A 17,962-nucleotide genomic window follows, 5' to 3' on the forward strand; every position below is an offset into this window, starting at 1 on the left:
TATTCCCCTCGATCTCCTCAGCGTGGGTCGAGTCCGATGGCGCGGTAGGCGTCGTCGAGGTAGCGCATGTTCTCCACGGCGTCGTCGAGCCCGTTGGGCAGCGATGTCCCGTTGCGCACCGCGTCGGCGAACGCCTCGAGCTGATACGTGTAGGTCGATCGCGTGCCGAGATGCTCGACGGAGACCGTGCCACGCGTCGCCGACACCACCGTGAGCCGATCGTCGCGGTTGGGGCCGAGGTAGTCGTGCAGGTAGAGGCTGCCCTCGTCGCCGACGATCCGAAGGCTGAACACGAACTCTCCGGCCACCATCGAGACCGCCTGGGTTCCCTTCGCCCCGTTCGGATATCGCACATCGAGAATGCACGACTCGTCGATCTGAGGGCTCCGGAGCACCGCGCGTCCGCCGGTGATCTCTGGGTTGCCGCCGCACCACTTTCCGAGCACCCGCGAGACGTGCAGCGAGTAGCAGCCGAGGTCCATCAGCGCACCGCCGGCGAGGTCGTACGACCATCGCGGGTCGTCGTCGCCGGGTGCCGGCATCGCCATCACGACCTCGACGTCACGGATGTCGCCGATCGCGCCGGCGTCGAGTAGTTCGAACGTCCGGTCCATCAGCGGATGGAACAGGTAGTGGAAGCCCTCGAGGATGCCGACGCCGGCCTCTCGTGCGGCGTCGGCGACCTCGCGGGCCTCGAACTCGTTCCGCGCGAAAGGTTTCTCGGACAGAACGGCCTTGCCGGCGCGTACAGCGGCGAGGTTCCAGGGTCCGTGCAGCGAATTGGCGAGCGGGTTGTAGATGACGTCGACCTCGGGGTCGGCGATCACCTCGTCATACGACGCCAGGACTCGTTCGACCCCGTACTTGTCGGCGAAGGCGGCCGCACGCCCGCGGTCACGCGCGGCGACGGCCACCAGGCGGTGGCCGAGTGTCTGTGCCGGACCGATGAGCGCGGTCTCGGCGATCCGTGATGCGCCCAGGATCCCGATGCGCAGAGGCGTGCCGGCGTCTGTCATACCTGCACCGGGCGCTGGGCGACCTTGCGCAGGAACGACATCGACACCGCGACGTTTCCGGCGGCAGCGTCACCGTCGACCTCGTCACCCAGGATCGTGTCCTGTTCGAGCACATACCAGCCACCGAATCCGGCGTCGACGAGCGTGCCGACAACACGGGCGATGCGCGCCTCCCCGGCACCGAGTGGGACGTACATGCCCTGGGCGACAGCGTCGGTGTAGGTGAGCTCTCCACGCTGCACCTTCTCGGCCAGCTCGACCTTGACGTCTTTGAGGTGGGCATGGGTGATGCGGTCGGTGAACGCCTGCGTGACCTCGAGCGGGTCGGTGCCGCCGATCAGCAGATGGCCGGTGTCCAGGCAGAGTCCGATGGAGGAGTTCTCCAGCACGCGGTAGACCTCGTCGCGTTTCTCGATCATGGTGCCGACGTGCGGGTGCAGCGCCGCGGTCACACCGCGACTCTCGGCGAGATCACCGAGGCGGTCGAGGTTCGCGAGCAGCGTCGTCCACTCGGCCTCGCTGAGGTCGGGGCGGTCGTCGTACCCGTCGACGCCGGTCGCCGCGGCCAGTACCAGTACATCGCCGCCGGAGGTCTCCAGGCGGTCGAGGACCTCGCTCACCGCGGGCGTCGGGTCGTGGTCGGCCTTGTGCAGCACCACAGGGACGAAGGACCCGACGCACCGCAGGTCGTAACCCGCGAGGGTGTCGCGGAGTGCGGACGGCGAACTCGGGAGGAAACCCTCGGGGCCGGTCTCGGCGGCGGTGACGCCGAGTTCCCGCATCTCACCGAGAACACGCTCGGGGCTGAGCTGATAGCCCCACCCGGGGACCTCGCACACGCCCCACGAGATGGGGGCGGCGGCGATGCGGAGTTCGGTGGTCGTCATGGTGGTCCTCACTGTGGTGCTGTTCACGATCATGGTCGTCGGATGGATGTGTGGCGGGTCGTCGTCGAAAGGTGTTCGCCTGCAGCGTGTGCCGTTCGCACCTCATCGATGTGGACGGGTCTGCGCAGGGCGACCGACTGCGTGGCCGCCTCGGCGATCAACGCGACCTCGAGGGCGTCCTGTGCGGTGCACAGCTCGTTCGGAGACGGCGTTGCGCGCACCTCGTCGCAGAAGGCGCCCAGCTCCGCCCGGTAGGCGGCGGCGAACCGGTCCATGAAGAAGCGATGCGGCGCACCGGTCGGGAAAGTCGAGTCCGCCTGCAGGTTCCGGACCGGCGTGCCGTCGTCCCACCCGGCGACGACGGAGTCGGTGCTGCCGTGAGCCTCCAGCCGGCAGTCGTAGCCGCGCCCGTTATAGCGGGTCACCGAGACCACGCCGATGGTGCCGGAGGCGAAGGTGAGCAACACGGAGGCGGTGTCGACGTCGCCGACGTCGGCGAAGATGGGATCGCCCTGGTTGCCGCCGGTCGCATACACCTCGACGACCTCGTCGCCGAGGAGCCAACGGACCGTGTCGAAATCGTGGACCGCGCAGTCCCGGAAGATGCCACCCGACGCCGCGATGTAGCCGGTGGGGGGCGGTGCCGGATCCAGCGTGGTGGAGCGGACAGTGGTGATGAATCCGAGGTCGCCGGAGACGACGGCGGCGCGCGCAGCGGCCATCGCCGGATCGAAACGCCGGTTGTATCCGATCCGGACGGGTACTCCGCTGTCGCCGACACGTCGGACGACCTCCGCGGAGTCGGCCACCGACAGCGCGATCGGCTTCTCGCACAGTGTCGGGATACCCGCCGCGACGGCCTTCTCGATCAGTTCCGCGTGCGTCGGTGTGGCGCTGGCGATCACGACCGCGTCGACGCCGGACGCGAGTAGCTCATCAGTATCGGCGGCAGGCCGCGCCGACTCCAGGCGGTCGAGCGTGGCGTCGACGGCGGCCGGCACGGCATCGGTCACGACGAGCTCATCGACCCAGGGCAGAGCCGCCACCGTATCGGCGTGGAACGCGCCGATACGCCCGAGCCCGATGACACCGATGGTCAACCCCATCAGTCGATCCCTCCCATCACGATCTGATCCCAGTCGATGACCGAGCCGGTCACCACGCCGCTGCGTTCGGACAACAGGAACACGACGAAGTCGGCGATCTCGTCCGGCTGCCCCAGCTTGCCCATCGGTACCGAGGCGTTGGCGTCCTCGATCCAGTCGTCGCCGGCGCCGTGGAACGTCTTCTGCACGTCGCCTTCACCCTCGGTCTCACTCCAGCCGATGTTCAGGCCGTTGATGCGGATGCGATCCCAGCGGTGGGCGTGCGCGGCGTTCTTGGTCAGGCCGACCAGGCCCGCCTTGGTCGACGAGTAGGGGGCGAGGTAGGCCTGTCCGCCGTACGACGACATCGTGATGATGTTGACGATGCTCCCGGGGGCCTTGCGGCCCAGCATGTCCCGCACCGCCGCCTGCATGGTGAAGAACGGTGCGCGCAGGTTGATGGCGACGTGGCTGTCGAACAGTTCGGGCGTGGTGTCCAGCAGGCTTCCACGGGAGGTGGTGCCCGCGGCGTTGACCAGGCAGTCGATCCGCCCGAACTCGGCCACGGTCGCCGCGACGGTGTCGGCGGCGGCGCGCGGATCGGTCAGGTCTGCCTGGACGAATCGCACGGGCAGTCCGTCGAACTCCGCGGCGAGCCGCTTGCCCTTCTCGGCGTTCCGGCCGCTGAACACCACGCGTGCACCGGCACCGGCGGCGGCGCGAACGATCGCCGCCCCCAGGCCCTGTGTCCCGCCACTGACCAGCAGTACCTTGTCGATCAGGGCCGCTTGATCGGTCATCGTCGGTGAATCCTTTCGGTCACGGGATGTGACGTGCGTCGAGCGCGGTGAGTTCGGTGTCGAAACGGTCGGGATCGACGTCGTCGGCGATGGCCCGGGCGAACAGTTGCGCCTGTGATTCACCGGTCAGGCCCGTGATCGGCTGATCGAGGTCGAGGTTGCTGGGGAATGCGTAACCCTCGGCGGCGGCGGCGATCACGTTCGCGACCCCACGACCGTCGCCGCTGGCGGCCAGTTCCCGCACCGCGGGATAGATCCGGCGCATGATGGCCGATCGGTCGACCGCGTCCATGGCCCGTCCGAACGCGGAGGAGACCTGCAGGAGGTTGGCCATGCGCTTGATGTCGGCCGACGTGTTGTGGCCGGCCGCATGGAACAGGGCCGGGTTGAAGAACACCGCGTCGCCCGCCGACAACGGCAGCTGCACGTAGTTCTGGGCGAAGTAGTCGCGGAACTCGGGAAGGTTGAAGGCCAGGTAACCCGCCTCGTAGGTCTGGGAGAACGGCAGGTACATGGTCGGGCCGGACTCGATCGGCATGTCGACGTGGGCCACCGCACCCTGCAGGGTCAGGGCCGGAGACAGCCGATGGATGTGCGCGCGGAAGGTCGCGGCGGTGTCGGTCGACATGAATCCGAGGTGATAGTCGCGGTGTGGATTCTGTGCCTCACCACCCGGGTTGACGACGTTGATCGCGGAGGTCACCTGATACCAGGGGCCGAGCCAGGCCTCGCTGATCAGATTGAGGACGTCGTTGGAGTAGTACCGGGTGAACAGTTCGGGATCGCGTTCGGCGAACTTCTGCAGCGCGTTCCAGATGCGGTCGTTGGCGCCGGGTTTGGCGAAGTGGTCGCCGTTGGAGACGCCTGCGGCGCGCTGATCGGCGATGATCTCGGTGAACGCGGCTGTGGAGTCGGCGAGTCCGTGGCGGTCGTCGAACGCACCGGTGAACACGACGATCCCGGGGCCGTTGAGCAGGGCGTCGGCCAGTTCGTCGGCGAGCACCTCGCGGGCGTCGCCGGACAGTGCGGTCACGGCGCCCGAGTCGTAGAACAGGACGCCGCGCTCGGCGCTCGCCGCGTGCGGATATTCGGCGAGGTCGGTGATGCGCTGGGTGAGCGCGATGAACTCGTCGAGGTCGCATTCGGCGGCGGAGATGCGGCTCGCTCGGGGGGTGATGGCGCTGCGCAGGGTCATGTGCGTGCGCTCCTCTCTGAAGGCGTCGGGTCTATGGAGGTGTGGGCCCTCGGCGATTCCGCCATGATCACATACTCAGAATGGCAAGATCCTATTGTCCGGACAAGGTCAGATTTCCATCAAGAATCCCTCAGGAGTGTTCCGTGCCACATCGCTATCCGGTTCGCGAGATCGCCCGACAGGCAGGCGTGAGCGAGGCGACCGTGGATCGGGTCCTGCACCGACGGCCGGGTGTCCGGGAGGGCACGGTGCTTCAGGTGGAGCAGGCGATCGCCGATCTCGACCGGCAGCGCAGCCAGCTGCGCCTCTCCGGCCGGCGCTTCCTCATCGATCTCGTGATGGAGACCCCGCGACGGTTCTCCGACCTCGTCCGAGAGGCGCTCGAGCTGGAACTGCCCGGCCTGCGACCTGCCGTGATGCGGGCCCGCTACCACCTGAGGGAGACGTGGGAGGTCGACGAACTCGTCGCCGAGCTCGACTCGATCTGTCGGCACGGGAGCCACGCCGTCGTGCTGAAGGCGCCGGACACACCGGAGGTCGCAGCGGCCATCGGCCGGCTGACCACGGCCCGGATCCCGGTGATCACGCTGGTCACCGATGTGCCGATGAGCACGCGGATCGCCTACGTCGGGATGGACAACCGGGCGGCCGGTGCGACCGCCGCGTATCTGATGTGCCAGTGGCTGCGACATGTCGACGCGGACGTGCTGGTCATCACCAGCAGCGAGATGTTCCGCGGTGAGGAGGAACGGGAGATGGGGTTTCGCTCGGCGATGCGCACCTACGATCCCGGCCGGACGATCGTGGAGATCTCGGAGTCGGACGGTCTCGACGAGACGAGCCGCGCCCTCACCGCGCGTGCGTTACGAGAGCATCCGGGCATCGCGGCCGTCTATTCGATCGGCGGGGGCAACCGCGGCATCGTCGCCGCGTTCGCGGCGGCCGACCGGACCTGCGAGGTCTTCGTCGGGCACGACCTGGGCGATGCGAATCGTGATCTGCTGCGCAGTGGGCACGTCACCGCCGTGCTCCATCATGATCTCCGTGACGACATGCGGCAGGTGGCGCAGTCGGTGATGGGCTTCCACGGTGCCCTGGCAGGCGATCAGCGGCCCCGGGCGTCGGGCATCCACATCATCACCCCGCACAATCTGCCCGACTGAGGGGCCCGGGATCTATTCTTGTCTTTACATATTAATGTCCAGGTTTCTGGTGTTAGTGTGTCGTCGTGATCACACCCATCCCGGTGGAGCTGGACCGATCGACTCCGGTGCCGCTCTACCATCAGCTGGCGCAGGCCATCGAGGCCGCCATCGTCCGCGGTGATCTGGCTCCCGGCGACCGCCTGGAGAACGAGCTCGACATGGCCAGTCGACTCAAGCTGTCGCGGCCGACGATCCGGCAGGCCATCCAGGAGCTCGTGGACAAGGGTGTGGTCGTCCGCAAACGCGGAGTCGGGACACAGGTCGTGCAGAACCCCGTGCATCGTTCTGTCGAACTCACCAGCCTGTACGACGATCTGACGACTGCGGGTATGCATCCGAGCACCCAGTTGCTCGAATATCGGATCGGCGTGCCCGACGACGAACTGCGCACCGAACTCGGACTCGCCGTCGGTGCCGAGGCGGTCACGGTCAAACGGCTGAGATGTGCCGGCGGAGAACCGTTGGCGCTCATGATCAATCACCTGCCCGCCGAGATCTGCCCACCGGCCGGCGAGCTCGAGACCGGCGGCCTCTACAAGGGTCTGCGCGGGCGCGGCGTGCACATCCGGCTCGCCCGCCAGCGGATCGGCGCGAAGGCCGCCGACGAAGACGAGGCGACACTGCTCGGTGATGCGGTGGGCACTCCGCTGTTGACCATGCAGCGCACCGCTTTCGACGACGCGGGACGTGTCGTCGAGGTGGGTCGTCACGCGTACCGCGCAGATCGCTACTTCTTCGAGACGACCGTCGTCGACCGCTGAGATCCGGTCATCGCCGGTATCAGACGTCGTTCTGTGCCGACTGGTCGGTCTCGAGATCGGTTGTGCTGTCGGAGGTCTGGCCGGTCACCGCGACCAGGAGGGCCCGAACTGCCATCGCCCGACGATACGACTGCCCGGTCAGCTCGTCGAGAGCGCACTCGGGATCGGCGGGCGGACCGAGATGCGTGCACCCGCGCGGGCAGTCCTCGATCGCATCGCGTAGATCGTCGAAGGCGTCGACGATGTCGTCCGGGGTGACGTGAGCGAGGCCGAACGAGCGGATGCCCGGGGTGTCGACGACCCATCCGCGACCCTGGCCGGTCTCGGGCAGCGGCAGTGCCACCGACTGGGTCGAGGTGTGTCGGCCCTTGCCGACGCCCGACACGACTCCGGTCGCCCGATCGGCATCCGGCACAAGGCGATTGACGAGGGTGGATTTGCCGACACCGGAATGTCCGATGAGTGCGGTGATGTGGCCGGCCAGCCGCGACGACGCGTCGTCGAGGGGGTCGTCGCGGCCCGCGAGGACGATGGGCAGGTCGAGGTCGGCGAACGCCCGGGTGAACTCGGCCGGGTCGGCGAGGTCGGACTTGGTCAGGCACAGGAGAGGGGTCAATCCGCCGACGTAGGCGGCGGCCAGTGCCCGCTCCACGAATCCGGTGCGCGGTGGGGGATCGGCCAGCGCGGTGACGATGAGCAGCTGATCGGCGTTGGCGACGACGATCCGCTCATACGGGTCGGTGTCGTCGGCGGTGCGACGCAGGACCGTGGTGCGGTCGGCGACCTTCACGATGCGCGCCAGCGTGTCCGGACGCCCGGTCAGGTCGCCGACGACCGCGACGTGATCGCCGACGACGACCGGTGTGCGGCCGAGCTCACGGGCGCGCATGGCGACCACCCGACGATCAGGGTCGCCGCCGATGACGCAGCCCCACCGGCCGCGGTCGACGGAGACGACCATCGCGTCCTCGGCGTCATCGTGGCTCGGACGTTGCTTGGTGCGTGGCCTACTGCCCTTGCCGGGACGTATCCGGACGTCGGATTCGTCGTAGCTCGAGGCGCGGCGCGACACGTCAGATGTGCCCGATCATCTTCTGCCACATACCCGGAAAGTCCGGGAGGGTTTTCGCCGTGGTCTCCACGTCGTCGACGGTGACACCCTGGGTGACGAGTCCGATCAACGCACCCGCGGTCGCCATCCGGTGATCGGCATAGGACTCCCAGACAGCCCCGTGGAGCGCCCGCGGGACGATGCGCAGGCCGTCCTCGGTCTCGGTACAGTCGCCGCCCAACCGGTTGATCTCGGTCGACAGCGCCGCCAGACGGTCGGTCTCGTGCCCCCGAAGGTGCGCGATCCCCGACAGCACCGACTCACCGTCGGCCAGCGCGCACAGCGCGGCGACCGTCGGCGTCAGCTCGCCGACATCCCGCAGATCGACACTGATGCCGGTCAGTTTCTCGGGTCCGCGGACGGTCAGAGATCCATCGGCCCGCTCGACCGCGCAGCCCATCTCGGCCAGGATGCCCACGATCTCGGCTCCGGGCTGGGTGGTCGTCTCGGGCCAGCGGGGAACGGTGACGGCGCCGCCGGTCACCGCTGCGGCGGCGAGAAAGGCTGCTGCGTTGGACAGATCGGGTTCGACCTCCCGGTCGACCGCGCGAATCGGGCCGGGGGACACCTGCCAGGTGTCGGGGCCCGGGCGGTCGACGGACACACCGGCCGTCGTCAGCATGTCGAGGGTCATGTCGATGTGCGGCGTCGACGGGACCGGTGCTCCCCGGTGCCGCACGATGACGCCCTCGTCGAAGCGCGCAGCCGACAGCAGCAGCCCGGACACGAATTGCGAGGAGGCGGACGCGTCGATCGTCACCTCACCACCGCGCGCCGAGCCGTGACCGACGACCGTGAAGGGCAGACGGTCTCCGGTGACGTCGACCCCGAGGTCACGCAGGGCGTCGAGGATGGTCGTCAGCGGGCGGGTGCGGGCCTGATCGTCGCCGTCGAACGCCACGACGCCGTCGGCGAAGGCGGCCACCGGCGGCAGGAACCGCATCACGGTGCCGGCCAGTCCGCAGAAGACGTCGGCGTCGTGCATGGGCTGCGGGTCGATGACCACCGTGGTCTCGTCGTCCGGATCGACCCGCACGCCGATGCCCAGACCGCTGAGTCCGTTGAGCATGAGATTCGTGTCCCGGCTGCGCAGTGCGCCGCGGACCGTCGACGGGCCGTCGGCGAGCGCGGCGAGGATCAGGGCGCGGTTGGTGATCGACTTGGAGCCCGGTGACGCGACGGTGGCCACCACCGGCTCGGTGACCCTCGGAGCACTCCAGATACTCATGGGGTCCAGTCTGTCATGCCGAAATACGCGCTCTGACCGCGATCTGGGCGGACGGGGTCACCGTGTGTCCTTGCGCAGCGGATGGTCGGCGGGGATCTCGACGACGATGATGGTGCGGTGGTCGGGGTCGGCGACGTGCATCTCGATCAGTCCCCACGGCTCGGTGCGGGCCTCGCGCACGATGTCGACGCCCGCCTCGCGGAGTTCCTTCTCCGCGGCGCCCATGTCGCGGACCTGGAGCCACAGCACCGCGCCTGCGCTCGAGGTGGCGTCCTCGCTCATGTGCCCGGGGACCTCGATCAGTCCGTTGCCGGCGTGGAAGACCATGCCACCCGGGTACTCGCGCGCGACGGCGAGTCCGAGCCGATCGCGGTAGAACGCTTGCAGGCGTTGTGGATCCCGGGTACGCAACAGGACCCGGCTCGCAAGGATCTCCATCCCTACTGGCCTTCGGTGCTGCCGTCGCTCCCGCCGAGCGCATGGCCGCGATTGACGTCGTTGCCGTGCCGCGCCGCCTCATAGGCGGCCATCTCGCGGGCGATGCGATCGGTCTGGCCGATGGGCTTCGCGTCACCGAACGCGAATGTCGGGTCGTGCTCGTACTCGTGCGGCTTGTCGGGGTCGTCGTCGTCGGTCATCGCATCGGCCGGATGGTGGTCGTCCCGTGGGCTGTCGGACATGTCTCAACTCTAGGCGTCCGAGGCCGTCGGCACGGCGCACCGAGGAACACCGGTCACGATCCACGACGAGAGAACCCGCCGTCGGTGTAGCCGTCCCAGGTCTCGACGACTCTCGTCACCTTCGGGTCGCCGAGGTCCTTGATGTGATCGCACAGATCCTTCGGGGCCGACGGGTTGGTGACGATGAACGGATGTAGACCCGGATCCTGCTCGGCCAGGTAACGCAATATCTCGGGTGGCGTATCCGGGTCGGCGGCGGCGAGCGCGTCGCGGGGATCGAAAGCGGCATTGCGCATCGCGTCGGAACCCGACAGGCCCAGTCCGTCCTTCGTCACGACCTCGATCTCGCCGGTGTTGTGATAGTCGACCGGATCGGGCGAGGTGCTCCGAGTGTTCAACAGCAGGTTGAGCAGGATGGCGGTCAGCGCTCCGGCGGAGATGCCCGAGTGGAAGATCGTCTGGAACCAGTCCGGGAACTGGTGATACAGGTCGAGCGAGACGTTCACCGGGGCGTCGCCGAGTTCACGATTCGTGTAGTACAGCTTCGCCTCGGTCAGCATCGCGACGCCGACTGAGATGGCGACGACCAGGATGTTGGTGTTGTTGAACTTCACCTTGGTCAGGGTGCGTACGCCGCTCGCCGCCACCATGCCGAACAGGGCGACGCCCGCGCCGCCGAGCACCGGCAGCGGGATGCCCTCGACGACCGCCGCCATCTTGGGGAGCAGGCCGAGGATCACCAGGATGATGCCGGCGCAGGTCGCCACATGGCGGGTCCGCACGCCGGTGATGGCGACGAGTCCGACGTTCTGGGCGAACGCGGTGTACGGGAACGTGTTGAAGACACCACCGAGGACGGTCCCGAGGCCGTCGGCACGCATGCCGTCGGCGAGCTTCTGCGGGGTGATCTTCTTGTCGACGATCTCACCGACCGCGACGATGTCGCCGGTGGTCTCGGTCATGATGACCAGGGCGACGATGATCAGCGCGATGATGGAGCTGATCTCGAAGGTGGGCAGGCCGAACTGGAACGGCTGCGGAATCCCGACCCAGGGGTTCTCGCCGACCGCCTCCCACTTCGTCATGCCGAACGGGATCGAGATGACGGTGCCCACGACGAGACCGATGAGGATCGACACGCGGCGGATGGTGTCGGGGGCGAAGCGCTCGATCACGACGATGATCGCGAGGGTGAGGAAGCCGAAGGCGATGTTCTTCGGATCCCCGAAGTCCTCGCCCGACGCGGTGCCGCCGCCGAACCAACCGGCGGCCACCCGCATCAGCGAGACGCCGATGATGAGGATGATCGTGCCGGTGACCAGCGGTGGGAAGAAGCGGATCAGTCGCCCGATGATCGGTGCGGCGGCGATCATGAAGATCCCGCAGGCGATCACCGACCCGTAGATCGCGGTGATGCCGTGACTCGTGCCGATGGTGATCATCGGTCCGACGGCGGCGAAGGTGACGCCCTGCATCAGGGGGAGCCGGACACCGAATCGCCAGAATCCGACCGCCTGCAGGATCGTCGCGATACCCGCCACGAAAAGGTCGGCCATGATCAGGTGGACGATGTCGCCCTGCTCGAGTTGACCGACGCTGACCATCGCGCCGCCGACGATGAGCGGCACGGCGACCGCGCCGGCGTACATCGCCAGGACATGCTGGATGCCGAGGGGGAGCAACTTGGCCAGGGGTGGGATCTCGTCCACCGGATGCGGGGTGGACCTGCCGTGTCTGATCGTGTCGAGAACCGCCATATGCAGTGTTTACGAGTCCGGCGTTTCGGACATGACGCTGCGGTGTGACGGTGGTGTTTCGGTCCGAATATATTCGGTCCCTGCCGGTGTTGGCCGCCCGTGCAGAATGGGTCGGGTGGCGGCGCAGACCGGGAAACGGCAACCGAACAAGCGGAGTGCGGGATTGTTGCTGTACCGGCGTCGGGCCGGCATGACGGAGGTATTGATCGCTCATCCCGGCGGCCCTCTGTGGGCGCGGAAGGACGACGGCGCGTGGTCGATCCCGAAGGGGCTCTACGAGGCGGGCGAGGATGCGGAGGCGACGGCGCGTCGGGAGTTCGCCGAGGAACTGGGGAGTCCGGCACCGCACGACCCGGTCGTCGAACTCGGTGACGTGCGGCTCGCGAGCGGCAAGGTGGTGACCGGTTTCGCCGCGGAGGGCGACCTGGACGCCGCCGGCGTCGTCAGCAACACCTTCGAGATGCAGTGGCCGCCCCGATCCGGGCGCATGCAGGAGTTCCCGGAGATCGATCGTGCCGAATGGGTGTCGCCGGACGTCGCGCGGGTCAAGTTGAACCCGGCGCAGGCAGCGTTCGTCGATCGGCTGATGGAGGTGCTCGACGGCGACCGACCCCCGCAGACGTAGCGGGAATCGTCGTCGGGAGACGGTTGCGGCTACGTCTGCGGCTAGGTCTGCGGAGTCGGAGTCGCGCTCAGAGCAGGTAGGTGCGCGTCATCGCCTTCCACAGGTCGAGATGAGGATCGGTGGTGGGATCTCGGCGATCGATGAGATAGGTCGCGGCAACCCCACGCATGCTCGACAGAAGCAGCGGATACAGCTCGGGATAGCGTGGGCGCGAAGTTAATTCGGGACCGAGGAATCCGGCCACGGCCTGCCGAACGGTCGGTCCCAGACGTCGCTCGGTGGGAACCAGCGCGCTGCGGAGTCGTTCGTTGGTGCGCGCCGCCGTCCACAGTTCCATCGACGCCACGAAGTACGGCTGGTGGAATGTGCTCCAGCCGAGGTCGATCGCCGGACCGATCCGGTCGGCGGGGTCGGACGGCCAGTCGATCTGGGACGGCATCTCCTCGATCCGCGTACGGGCAAGATGGTCGACCGCGGCCATGAGGAGTTTGTCGCGCGACGGGTAATGGTGCAGAAGGCGCCCCCGCGTCACCCCCGCCTCGGCCTGGATCGCGAGCGTGCTCGCTCGGGCATATCCCTGGTCCACCAACACGCGGATGGCGGCATCGAGGATGCGCGTGCGCGTTCGGTCGCCACGGAGTTGCGTTGCGACCCCGGCCGGATGCGATGCAGCGCGCGGCTCGGTCCACTCGACGATCCTACCTTTGCGACCGTGTCGTCGGCCGGGGTAGAGCGCGCATCAGAAGTCCAGGAAATGCGGCTGCCCCGCCTTGTAGCGCTTGCGGTCCTCGGCCTTGAACGGCTCGAGCATCGGCAACTCCCAGAGTGGAAACACCGTCGCCGGGCGAGCGGAACTGTCGGCGGCGGCGAGGATGGCGTTGGCCGCACGGCGACCGGATTCGTTGGCTCCCTCCATCGTCGCCAGATCGATGTTGGTGCGGACGTGGTCGCCGCCGATGAAGAAGTTCGGGATCCGGGTGTGGGCGGTCGGGCGATTCCGATACGAACCCGCCGTGTTCACCATCAACGGTGTCGCGTTGGCGATCTGAGGAGACCAGGTCACGCTCGGATCGAGGGACCAGGTCACGATCTCCTCGCTCCTCAACAGCTTCTTGCCGCCGGAGTTCATCGCCCGGCTCATCTGCGCCCACACCTCACGAGCGATCTCCTGCTTGGTGCAGCGTTTGGCAGGCTTGCCGTACAGGATCCCTGGCTTCTCCCAGTCAGAGATGTCGATCGACAGGCAGTCGCGGACGCTTCCGTCGCCATAGGTCGTGGCGAAGTCGACGTTCCAGGGCCGGGCCTGGAACAGGCCGGTGAGTGCCCACGGCGTGCCGAGGGCGGCGATGTGGCTGGGCGGGATGTCGGAGCGACGCGACAAGAAGTACTGGATACCGACCATCCAGTCGTCCTCGAGCCCCCGTATTCCCGCCAGCAACGGATCGGCGCCGACCAGTCCGGGCGTCACCAGAGGCTTGAGACGGTCGAGCGGCATCGCGGCGACGTACCAGTCGGCGTCGACGGTGCCGCCCGACTGCAGTCTCGCTCCGCTGATCCGGCCGCCGGACACCGCGAAGTCGGCGACCCCCTCGTTCATCACGAACCTCACACCGCGGGTCCGAAGATGCGTCACCCACGGGTCGATCCACGCATGGTTGGTGGGGGCGTTCAGTATTCGGTCGACCCCACCGTTCACGAGCCCGGCGTCGTACTGGCCGATCAACCCGGTCGCCGACGTCGCGAGCGCGAGTCCGATCTGTCCGATGGTCCGCGCCGACGCCGTGTGCGACTTGGCGGCCACCAGCGCACGGGTGAGGGCCCCGGCCAGGTAGCGCTCGTAGGCAGGCGATTTGCCCTTCGCCTTCACGAACTGGATCCACGGGGTGTTCTCCCATTGGCCGAGTCGGCGTTGCTGGCAACTCGTCGCGATGATCAGTTCGCGGCTGACGAAGTACGCCAGTTCGTGCGGCGGAATGTCGACCACGAACTTCAGCCCGGTCATCAGCGCGTTGCGCAGGTTGTCGAGTTCGACGATGTCGGCGGCGTGGTCGACGAAACCCATGATCGACGCGGGGGCGGTCGTCGGCGCGTACCCAGCCTCGTCGAACGCGATGACCGCGGTCTCCACGTTGATGAGGTGACGATCCTTGACATTTCCACCGCCGCGCAACGGAATTCGCTCCATCGACTCGGTCACGTGCTGATAGCAGCCCGGGAAGAATCGGAACCCGTGCTCGCCCGGCAGGGCCATCCGTCCGCCACGGGCCGTCCCCGGCACGTCATGACTCCGGGCCTTACCACCGAGGTAGGCGGGCTCGTAGACCGTGACGCGGAAGCCGCGTTCGATCAGCTCGTGTGCTGCCGACAGGCCGGCCATCCCGCCACCGAAGATGGCGACCTCCCGGCCAGCACGGAGGTCTCAACGTGAGACGGCCGGGGAGGGCCGCCCCGCTTACGCTTGCCGGGTACCCCAACGGAGGAGTCGGCGATGAAAGCTCTGGTGTACCACGGTCCGGGTCAGAAGACGTGGGAGGACGTGCCCGACCCGGTGCTGCAGGAACCGACCGACGCCATCGTGAAGATGGAGGTGACGACCATCTGTGGGACGGACCTGCACATCTTGAAAGGCGATGTCCCTGCAGTGACGCCCGGCCGGATCCTCGGCCACGAGGGGGTCGGCGTGGTCACCGAAGTGGGACCAGGGTGTGACCGGGTGCGGGTCGGGGACCGGGTGATTGTGTCATGTGTCAGCAAATGCGGCACCTGCGAATACTGTCGTGCCGGTCTCACGTCGCATTGCCAGACCGTCGGCGGCATCGGATGGATCTTCGGTCACCTGATCGACGGCACCCAGGCCGAATACGTCCGGGTTCCGTTCGCCGACAACGGTCTCATCCCACTTCCCGACGGAGTGACGGCCGAGCAGGGGACGATGCTCAGTGACATCCTGCCGACGGGCTACGAGATCGGGGTGCTCTACGGCGCCGTCGGCGAGGGCGATGTCGTGGCGGTCGTCGGGGTCGGTCCGGTCGGACTCGCGGCCGTGATGACGGCAGCGGCAGCCGGTGCGTCGAAGGTGATCGCCGTGGACGGCAACAAGTTCCGGCTCGAACAATCCCGCGATTTCGGCGCCACGGACACGATCGACGTGAATGCCGGCGGAGATGTGGTCGCCGAGCTCAAGGACCTCAGTCGCAACGGGCTCGGGGTCGACGTGGCGATCGAGGCCGTCGGCGTGCCCGCGACCTTCGGCGTCGCTCTCGACTCGGTGCGGCCGGGCGGCCATGTGGCCAACGTGGGCGTGCACGGCGAGAGCGTCACGTTCCCGATCGAGCGGGACTGGATCAACAACCTCACCATCACGACGGGACTGGTGAACGCGACGACCGCCCCCGAACTCCTCGAGGGGATCGAACGCGGCGAGATCTCCCCGGAGAAGTTCATCACCCACAGGTTCACGTTCGATCAGTTCGACCAGGCGTACGACACGTTTGGCAACGCGGCCGACGAGCACGCCCTCAAGGTGATCATCGCGGTCGGGTGACGTCTCGCGGCGCGCGGGTCTGGGCGATGAACGGGGCCACCAGATCCGGTGAGACGGTGGCCATCAGAGTGGCGGCGGCCGCAGGCTCGAGGTCGACGGCGACGTAGGCCTCGGCGCCTGCGGCGGTCGCGAGGATCGCGGTCTCGACACCGCGCCGGCGCTGGAAAAACGATGCGCGCGATGCCCAGCCGACGACACCGTCGCGATCGACGACGTGTCGATGGCGAGCGACCCGCGGCGGCGCGACGATCACCGACCGGTCGGTGACCCGGGTGCCGAGGTTGCGGAAACGGACCACGCCGAGCGCGGTGGACACGATCCCGGCGACCGCGGCGACGATCAGCCAGGGCCAGGTGAGCGGACCGATGACCGCGACGATCCCGATGAGCGCGAAGACGAGTCCGCCCCAGAAACCTCGCGTGAGGCGTCGCATCAGGGCGGCGCGGCCGTGGTGGTGCAACGGCGTGGTGAGTTCGTCGCCGTCGTGTGCCACCAACTGGCCCACGCGCAACGCCTCGGCCAGCGGTGCCGGCGGAAGCAACAGCGGCTGCTTCGACGATCCGGTTGCAATGGCATTGAGGCGTGCACCGCCCACAGGACGCATCAGCACGGGTTCGTGAAAATGCACTCCGCGGATTCGATGCTCGTCGAGGCTGGTCGCCGTGGTCGTCAGCAGTCCGCGACTGATCCGCAGGGTCCCGTCCTCGGGGTGACGGACCAGTCGGAAGTTCCAGTAGCCCAGCACATATCCGCTGACCGACAGGACGACGCCGACGACGATCACGGCCACCACCGCGACCACGACGACGGTCGGCAACGGGATGTCGCGGATTCGGTCGTATACGTGCTCCGCGGTGGCGGCTCCCTGCCTGAACAGGCCTGCCTCGTTGGCTATCTGGGCGGCCAGCCCGGCCAGGGCGGCGGCCGCGGCGAAACCGGCCAGGGAGAACGGGGCGAATCGCAGCCAGGACAGCTGCAGCCGGGACAGTTCCTCCGGCGACGCCGCGGCGATGTCCGGGGCGTCTTGGGGCCTCCCGGGGCGGGTCGCGGCGCTGCGCACCACGGTCGCCATCAGGTTGCCGTGCAGCGCATCGGCCTCGGATGCCGTGATGGCGTTGAGCTCGACGACCGAGGACTCCTTGTCGCCGCCGGTACCGATGCGGACCTTCTTGAGGCCGAGCACGCGATGCGGCAGGGACGCGGTCAGATCGACGCTGCGGATCCGATCCCGGCGCGCGGTCGCGACCTTGCGGGTGAACAGGCCGGACCGGACCCGGACATGATCATCGGTGACCTGGTAACGGGTGACCAGCCACGGGACGATCGTGACCAGCGGCACCACGATCAGCGCCAGGATGATGCTGATGTCGGGGGCGCCGCGGCCGGCGAACACGATGGCGATGATCACCGGGATGAGTTGAGGGAGTTGCTCGATCGGTCGGACAGCCATCATCCACGGGGACAGTCGGTGCCAGTCGTCCGGTCCGTCGCCGCCGAATCGGGTGGCCTCAGGTCGCGTCATCGGTGTAAGCCTGGGTACGAGCGGTGAGGTCGGCGGCTGCGCGACGCGCGGTCTCGGCGTCGAGTCCGACGACGCGCACCGTGCCTGCCGACGACGCCGTGGTGACGGTCAATGTCGCCAGGTTCAGCAGCTGTTCGATCGGGCCGGCGGCGGTGTCGACGACCTGGATGCGCGCGATCGGGATGATCACGCGGCTCCTGACGAACCAGCCGGATTGGGTGTACACGGCGTCGTCGCTGACTTCCCAGCGATGGAACCGGTAGCGCCAGATCGGGACGACCGTCACGAAGAAGACGGTGATGACGACGCTGAGGATCCCGACCGCCAGTGCGGGCCACCGGGCGGCATCGGCGAGTGCGGCGACGACGATCGCCGCGGCCAGGACGGGAATCCCGCTGAGCAGCGGCGACATTCGCCACATGGTGACCGCGCGGGGATCGACCTGGTGGGCGGGCTCGCGCAGGAGCAGCGGCGGTGTGGAGTCCATCGACGTCCACTCTAGGCGAGGCCACCGGGGATTCGTCCCCGCGCAGCGCCGACGAGCAA

17 protein-coding genes and 1 pseudogene are annotated in these 17,962 nt (G+C 67.9%); 4 read left to right on the forward strand and 14 right to left on the reverse strand.

All coding sequences use genetic code 11. The features are described 5' to 3' along the window. Positions 1-17: 17 nt before the first annotated feature. The 5 genes from QSJ19_RS05425 to QSJ19_RS05445 are packed head-to-tail and all read right to left on the reverse strand — an operon-like array spanning position 18 to position 4,983. Positions 18-1,016, reverse strand: a complete 999-nt coding sequence (locus QSJ19_RS05425; protein ID WP_286318831.1) for a Gfo/Idh/MocA family protein — start codon at positions 1,014-1,016, stop codon at positions 18-20. Then, positions 1,013-1,903, reverse strand: coding sequence for a sugar phosphate isomerase/epimerase family protein (locus tag QSJ19_RS05430; RefSeq protein ID WP_286318832.1), 891 nt, complete (start codon positions 1,901-1,903; stop codon positions 1,013-1,015). Before QSJ19_RS05430 ends, QSJ19_RS05425 begins: the two co-directional genes overlap by 4 nt. Before the next feature lie 29 nt (positions 1,904-1,932). Beyond that, on the reverse strand, positions 1,933-3,009 hold the full coding sequence (locus tag QSJ19_RS05435; RefSeq protein WP_286318833.1) for a Gfo/Idh/MocA family protein: 1,077 nt from the start codon (positions 3,007-3,009) through the stop codon (positions 1,933-1,935). Then, complete coding sequence (locus QSJ19_RS05440) at positions 3,009-3,788, reverse strand: SDR family oxidoreductase (protein ID WP_286318834.1); 780 nt, start codon at positions 3,786-3,788, stop codon at positions 3,009-3,011. Before QSJ19_RS05440 ends, QSJ19_RS05435 begins: the two co-directional genes overlap by 1 nt. Positions 3,789-3,807: 19 nt before the next feature. Further along, positions 3,808-4,983, reverse strand: coding sequence for a phytanoyl-CoA dioxygenase family protein (locus tag QSJ19_RS05445; protein ID WP_286318835.1), 1,176 nt, complete (start codon positions 4,981-4,983; stop codon positions 3,808-3,810). A gap of 143 nt (positions 4,984-5,126) precedes the next feature. Here QSJ19_RS05445 and QSJ19_RS05450 point away from each other — a divergent pair, with 143 nt between their 5' ends. Next, on the forward strand, positions 5,127-6,146 hold the full coding sequence (locus tag QSJ19_RS05450) for a LacI family DNA-binding transcriptional regulator (protein WP_286318836.1): 1,020 nt from the start codon (positions 5,127-5,129) through the stop codon (positions 6,144-6,146). A gap of 65 nt (positions 6,147-6,211) precedes the next feature. Next, a complete protein-coding gene (locus tag QSJ19_RS05455; RefSeq protein WP_286318837.1) occupies positions 6,212-6,949 on the forward strand; it encodes a GntR family transcriptional regulator in 738 nt (245 codons plus the stop codon). A gap of 19 nt (positions 6,950-6,968) precedes the next feature. On the opposite strand, the gene rsgA is transcribed toward QSJ19_RS05455, so the two are convergent. From rsgA to QSJ19_RS05480, 5 genes are read right to left on the reverse strand one after another with little or no spacing between them, the layout of a single operon-like run. Beyond that, positions 6,969-8,021: a ribosome small subunit-dependent GTPase A gene (rsgA, locus tag QSJ19_RS05460; protein WP_286318838.1), complete on the reverse strand. Its 1,053-nt coding sequence runs from the start codon at positions 8,019-8,021 to the stop codon at positions 6,969-6,971. A gap of 1 nt (position 8,022) precedes the next feature. Beyond that, positions 8,023-9,288, reverse strand: coding sequence for a 3-phosphoshikimate 1-carboxyvinyltransferase (gene aroA, locus QSJ19_RS05465; protein WP_286318841.1), 1,266 nt, complete (start codon positions 9,286-9,288; stop codon positions 8,023-8,025). Between the two features lie 57 nt (positions 9,289-9,345). Continuing rightward, positions 9,346-9,726 (reverse strand): VOC family protein, encoded by a 381-nt coding sequence (locus QSJ19_RS05470; protein WP_286318842.1) that lies wholly within the window; start codon positions 9,724-9,726, stop codon positions 9,346-9,348. Positions 9,727-9,728: 2 nt separating this feature from the next. Continuing rightward, positions 9,729-9,968 carry a hypothetical protein gene (locus QSJ19_RS05475; protein ID WP_286318843.1) on the reverse strand — a complete coding sequence of 80 codons (240 nt, stop codon included), beginning with the start codon at positions 9,966-9,968 and terminating at the stop codon, positions 9,729-9,731. Between the two features lie 53 nt (positions 9,969-10,021). Beyond that, positions 10,022-11,725, reverse strand: a complete 1,704-nt coding sequence (locus tag QSJ19_RS05480) for a nucleobase:cation symporter-2 family protein (protein ID WP_286318845.1) — start codon at positions 11,723-11,725, stop codon at positions 10,022-10,024. A 115-nt stretch (positions 11,726-11,840) separates the two neighbouring features. On the opposite strand from QSJ19_RS05480, the gene QSJ19_RS05485 reads away from it, so the two are divergent. Beyond that, complete coding sequence (locus QSJ19_RS05485) at positions 11,841-12,350, forward strand: NUDIX hydrolase (RefSeq protein ID WP_286318847.1); 510 nt, start codon at positions 11,841-11,843, stop codon at positions 12,348-12,350. 67 nt (positions 12,351-12,417) lie between these two features. Here the strand turns inward: QSJ19_RS05485 and QSJ19_RS05490 are convergent, their stop codons facing one another. Both QSJ19_RS05490 and QSJ19_RS05495 read right to left on the reverse strand, forming a co-directional pair. Next, positions 12,418-13,047 carry a TetR/AcrR family transcriptional regulator gene (locus QSJ19_RS05490; protein ID WP_286318876.1) on the reverse strand — a complete coding sequence of 210 codons (630 nt, stop codon included), beginning with the start codon at positions 13,045-13,047 and terminating at the stop codon, positions 12,418-12,420. 42 nt (positions 13,048-13,089) lie between these two features. Beyond that, positions 13,090-14,757 (reverse strand): annotated as a pseudogene (locus QSJ19_RS05495) (hydroxysqualene dehydroxylase); the annotation flags it as partial. An 81-nt stretch (positions 14,758-14,838) separates the two neighbouring features. Between QSJ19_RS05495 and QSJ19_RS05500 the strand changes: the two are divergent. Next, on the forward strand, positions 14,839-15,894 hold the full coding sequence (locus QSJ19_RS05500; RefSeq protein WP_286318849.1) for an alcohol dehydrogenase catalytic domain-containing protein: 1,056 nt from the start codon (positions 14,839-14,841) through the stop codon (positions 15,892-15,894). Here QSJ19_RS05500 and QSJ19_RS05505 read toward each other — a convergent pair. Both QSJ19_RS05505 and QSJ19_RS05510 read right to left on the reverse strand, forming a co-directional pair. After that, positions 15,878-17,416 (reverse strand): PH domain-containing protein, encoded by a 1,539-nt coding sequence (locus QSJ19_RS05505; protein ID WP_286318850.1) that lies wholly within the window; start codon positions 17,414-17,416, stop codon positions 15,878-15,880. The two genes, QSJ19_RS05500 and QSJ19_RS05505, sit on opposite strands and share 17 nt — an antisense overlap. Then, complete coding sequence (locus QSJ19_RS05510) at positions 17,403-17,903, reverse strand: PH domain-containing protein (protein WP_286318852.1); 501 nt, start codon at positions 17,901-17,903, stop codon at positions 17,403-17,405. Before QSJ19_RS05510 ends, QSJ19_RS05505 begins: the two co-directional genes overlap by 14 nt. Positions 17,904-17,962: the final 59 nt, after the last annotated feature.

The sequence above is a fragment of the Gordonia sp. ABSL11-1 genome (genome assembly GCF_030315685.1).
Classification (GTDB): domain Bacteria; phylum Actinomycetota; class Actinomycetes; order Mycobacteriales; family Mycobacteriaceae; genus Gordonia.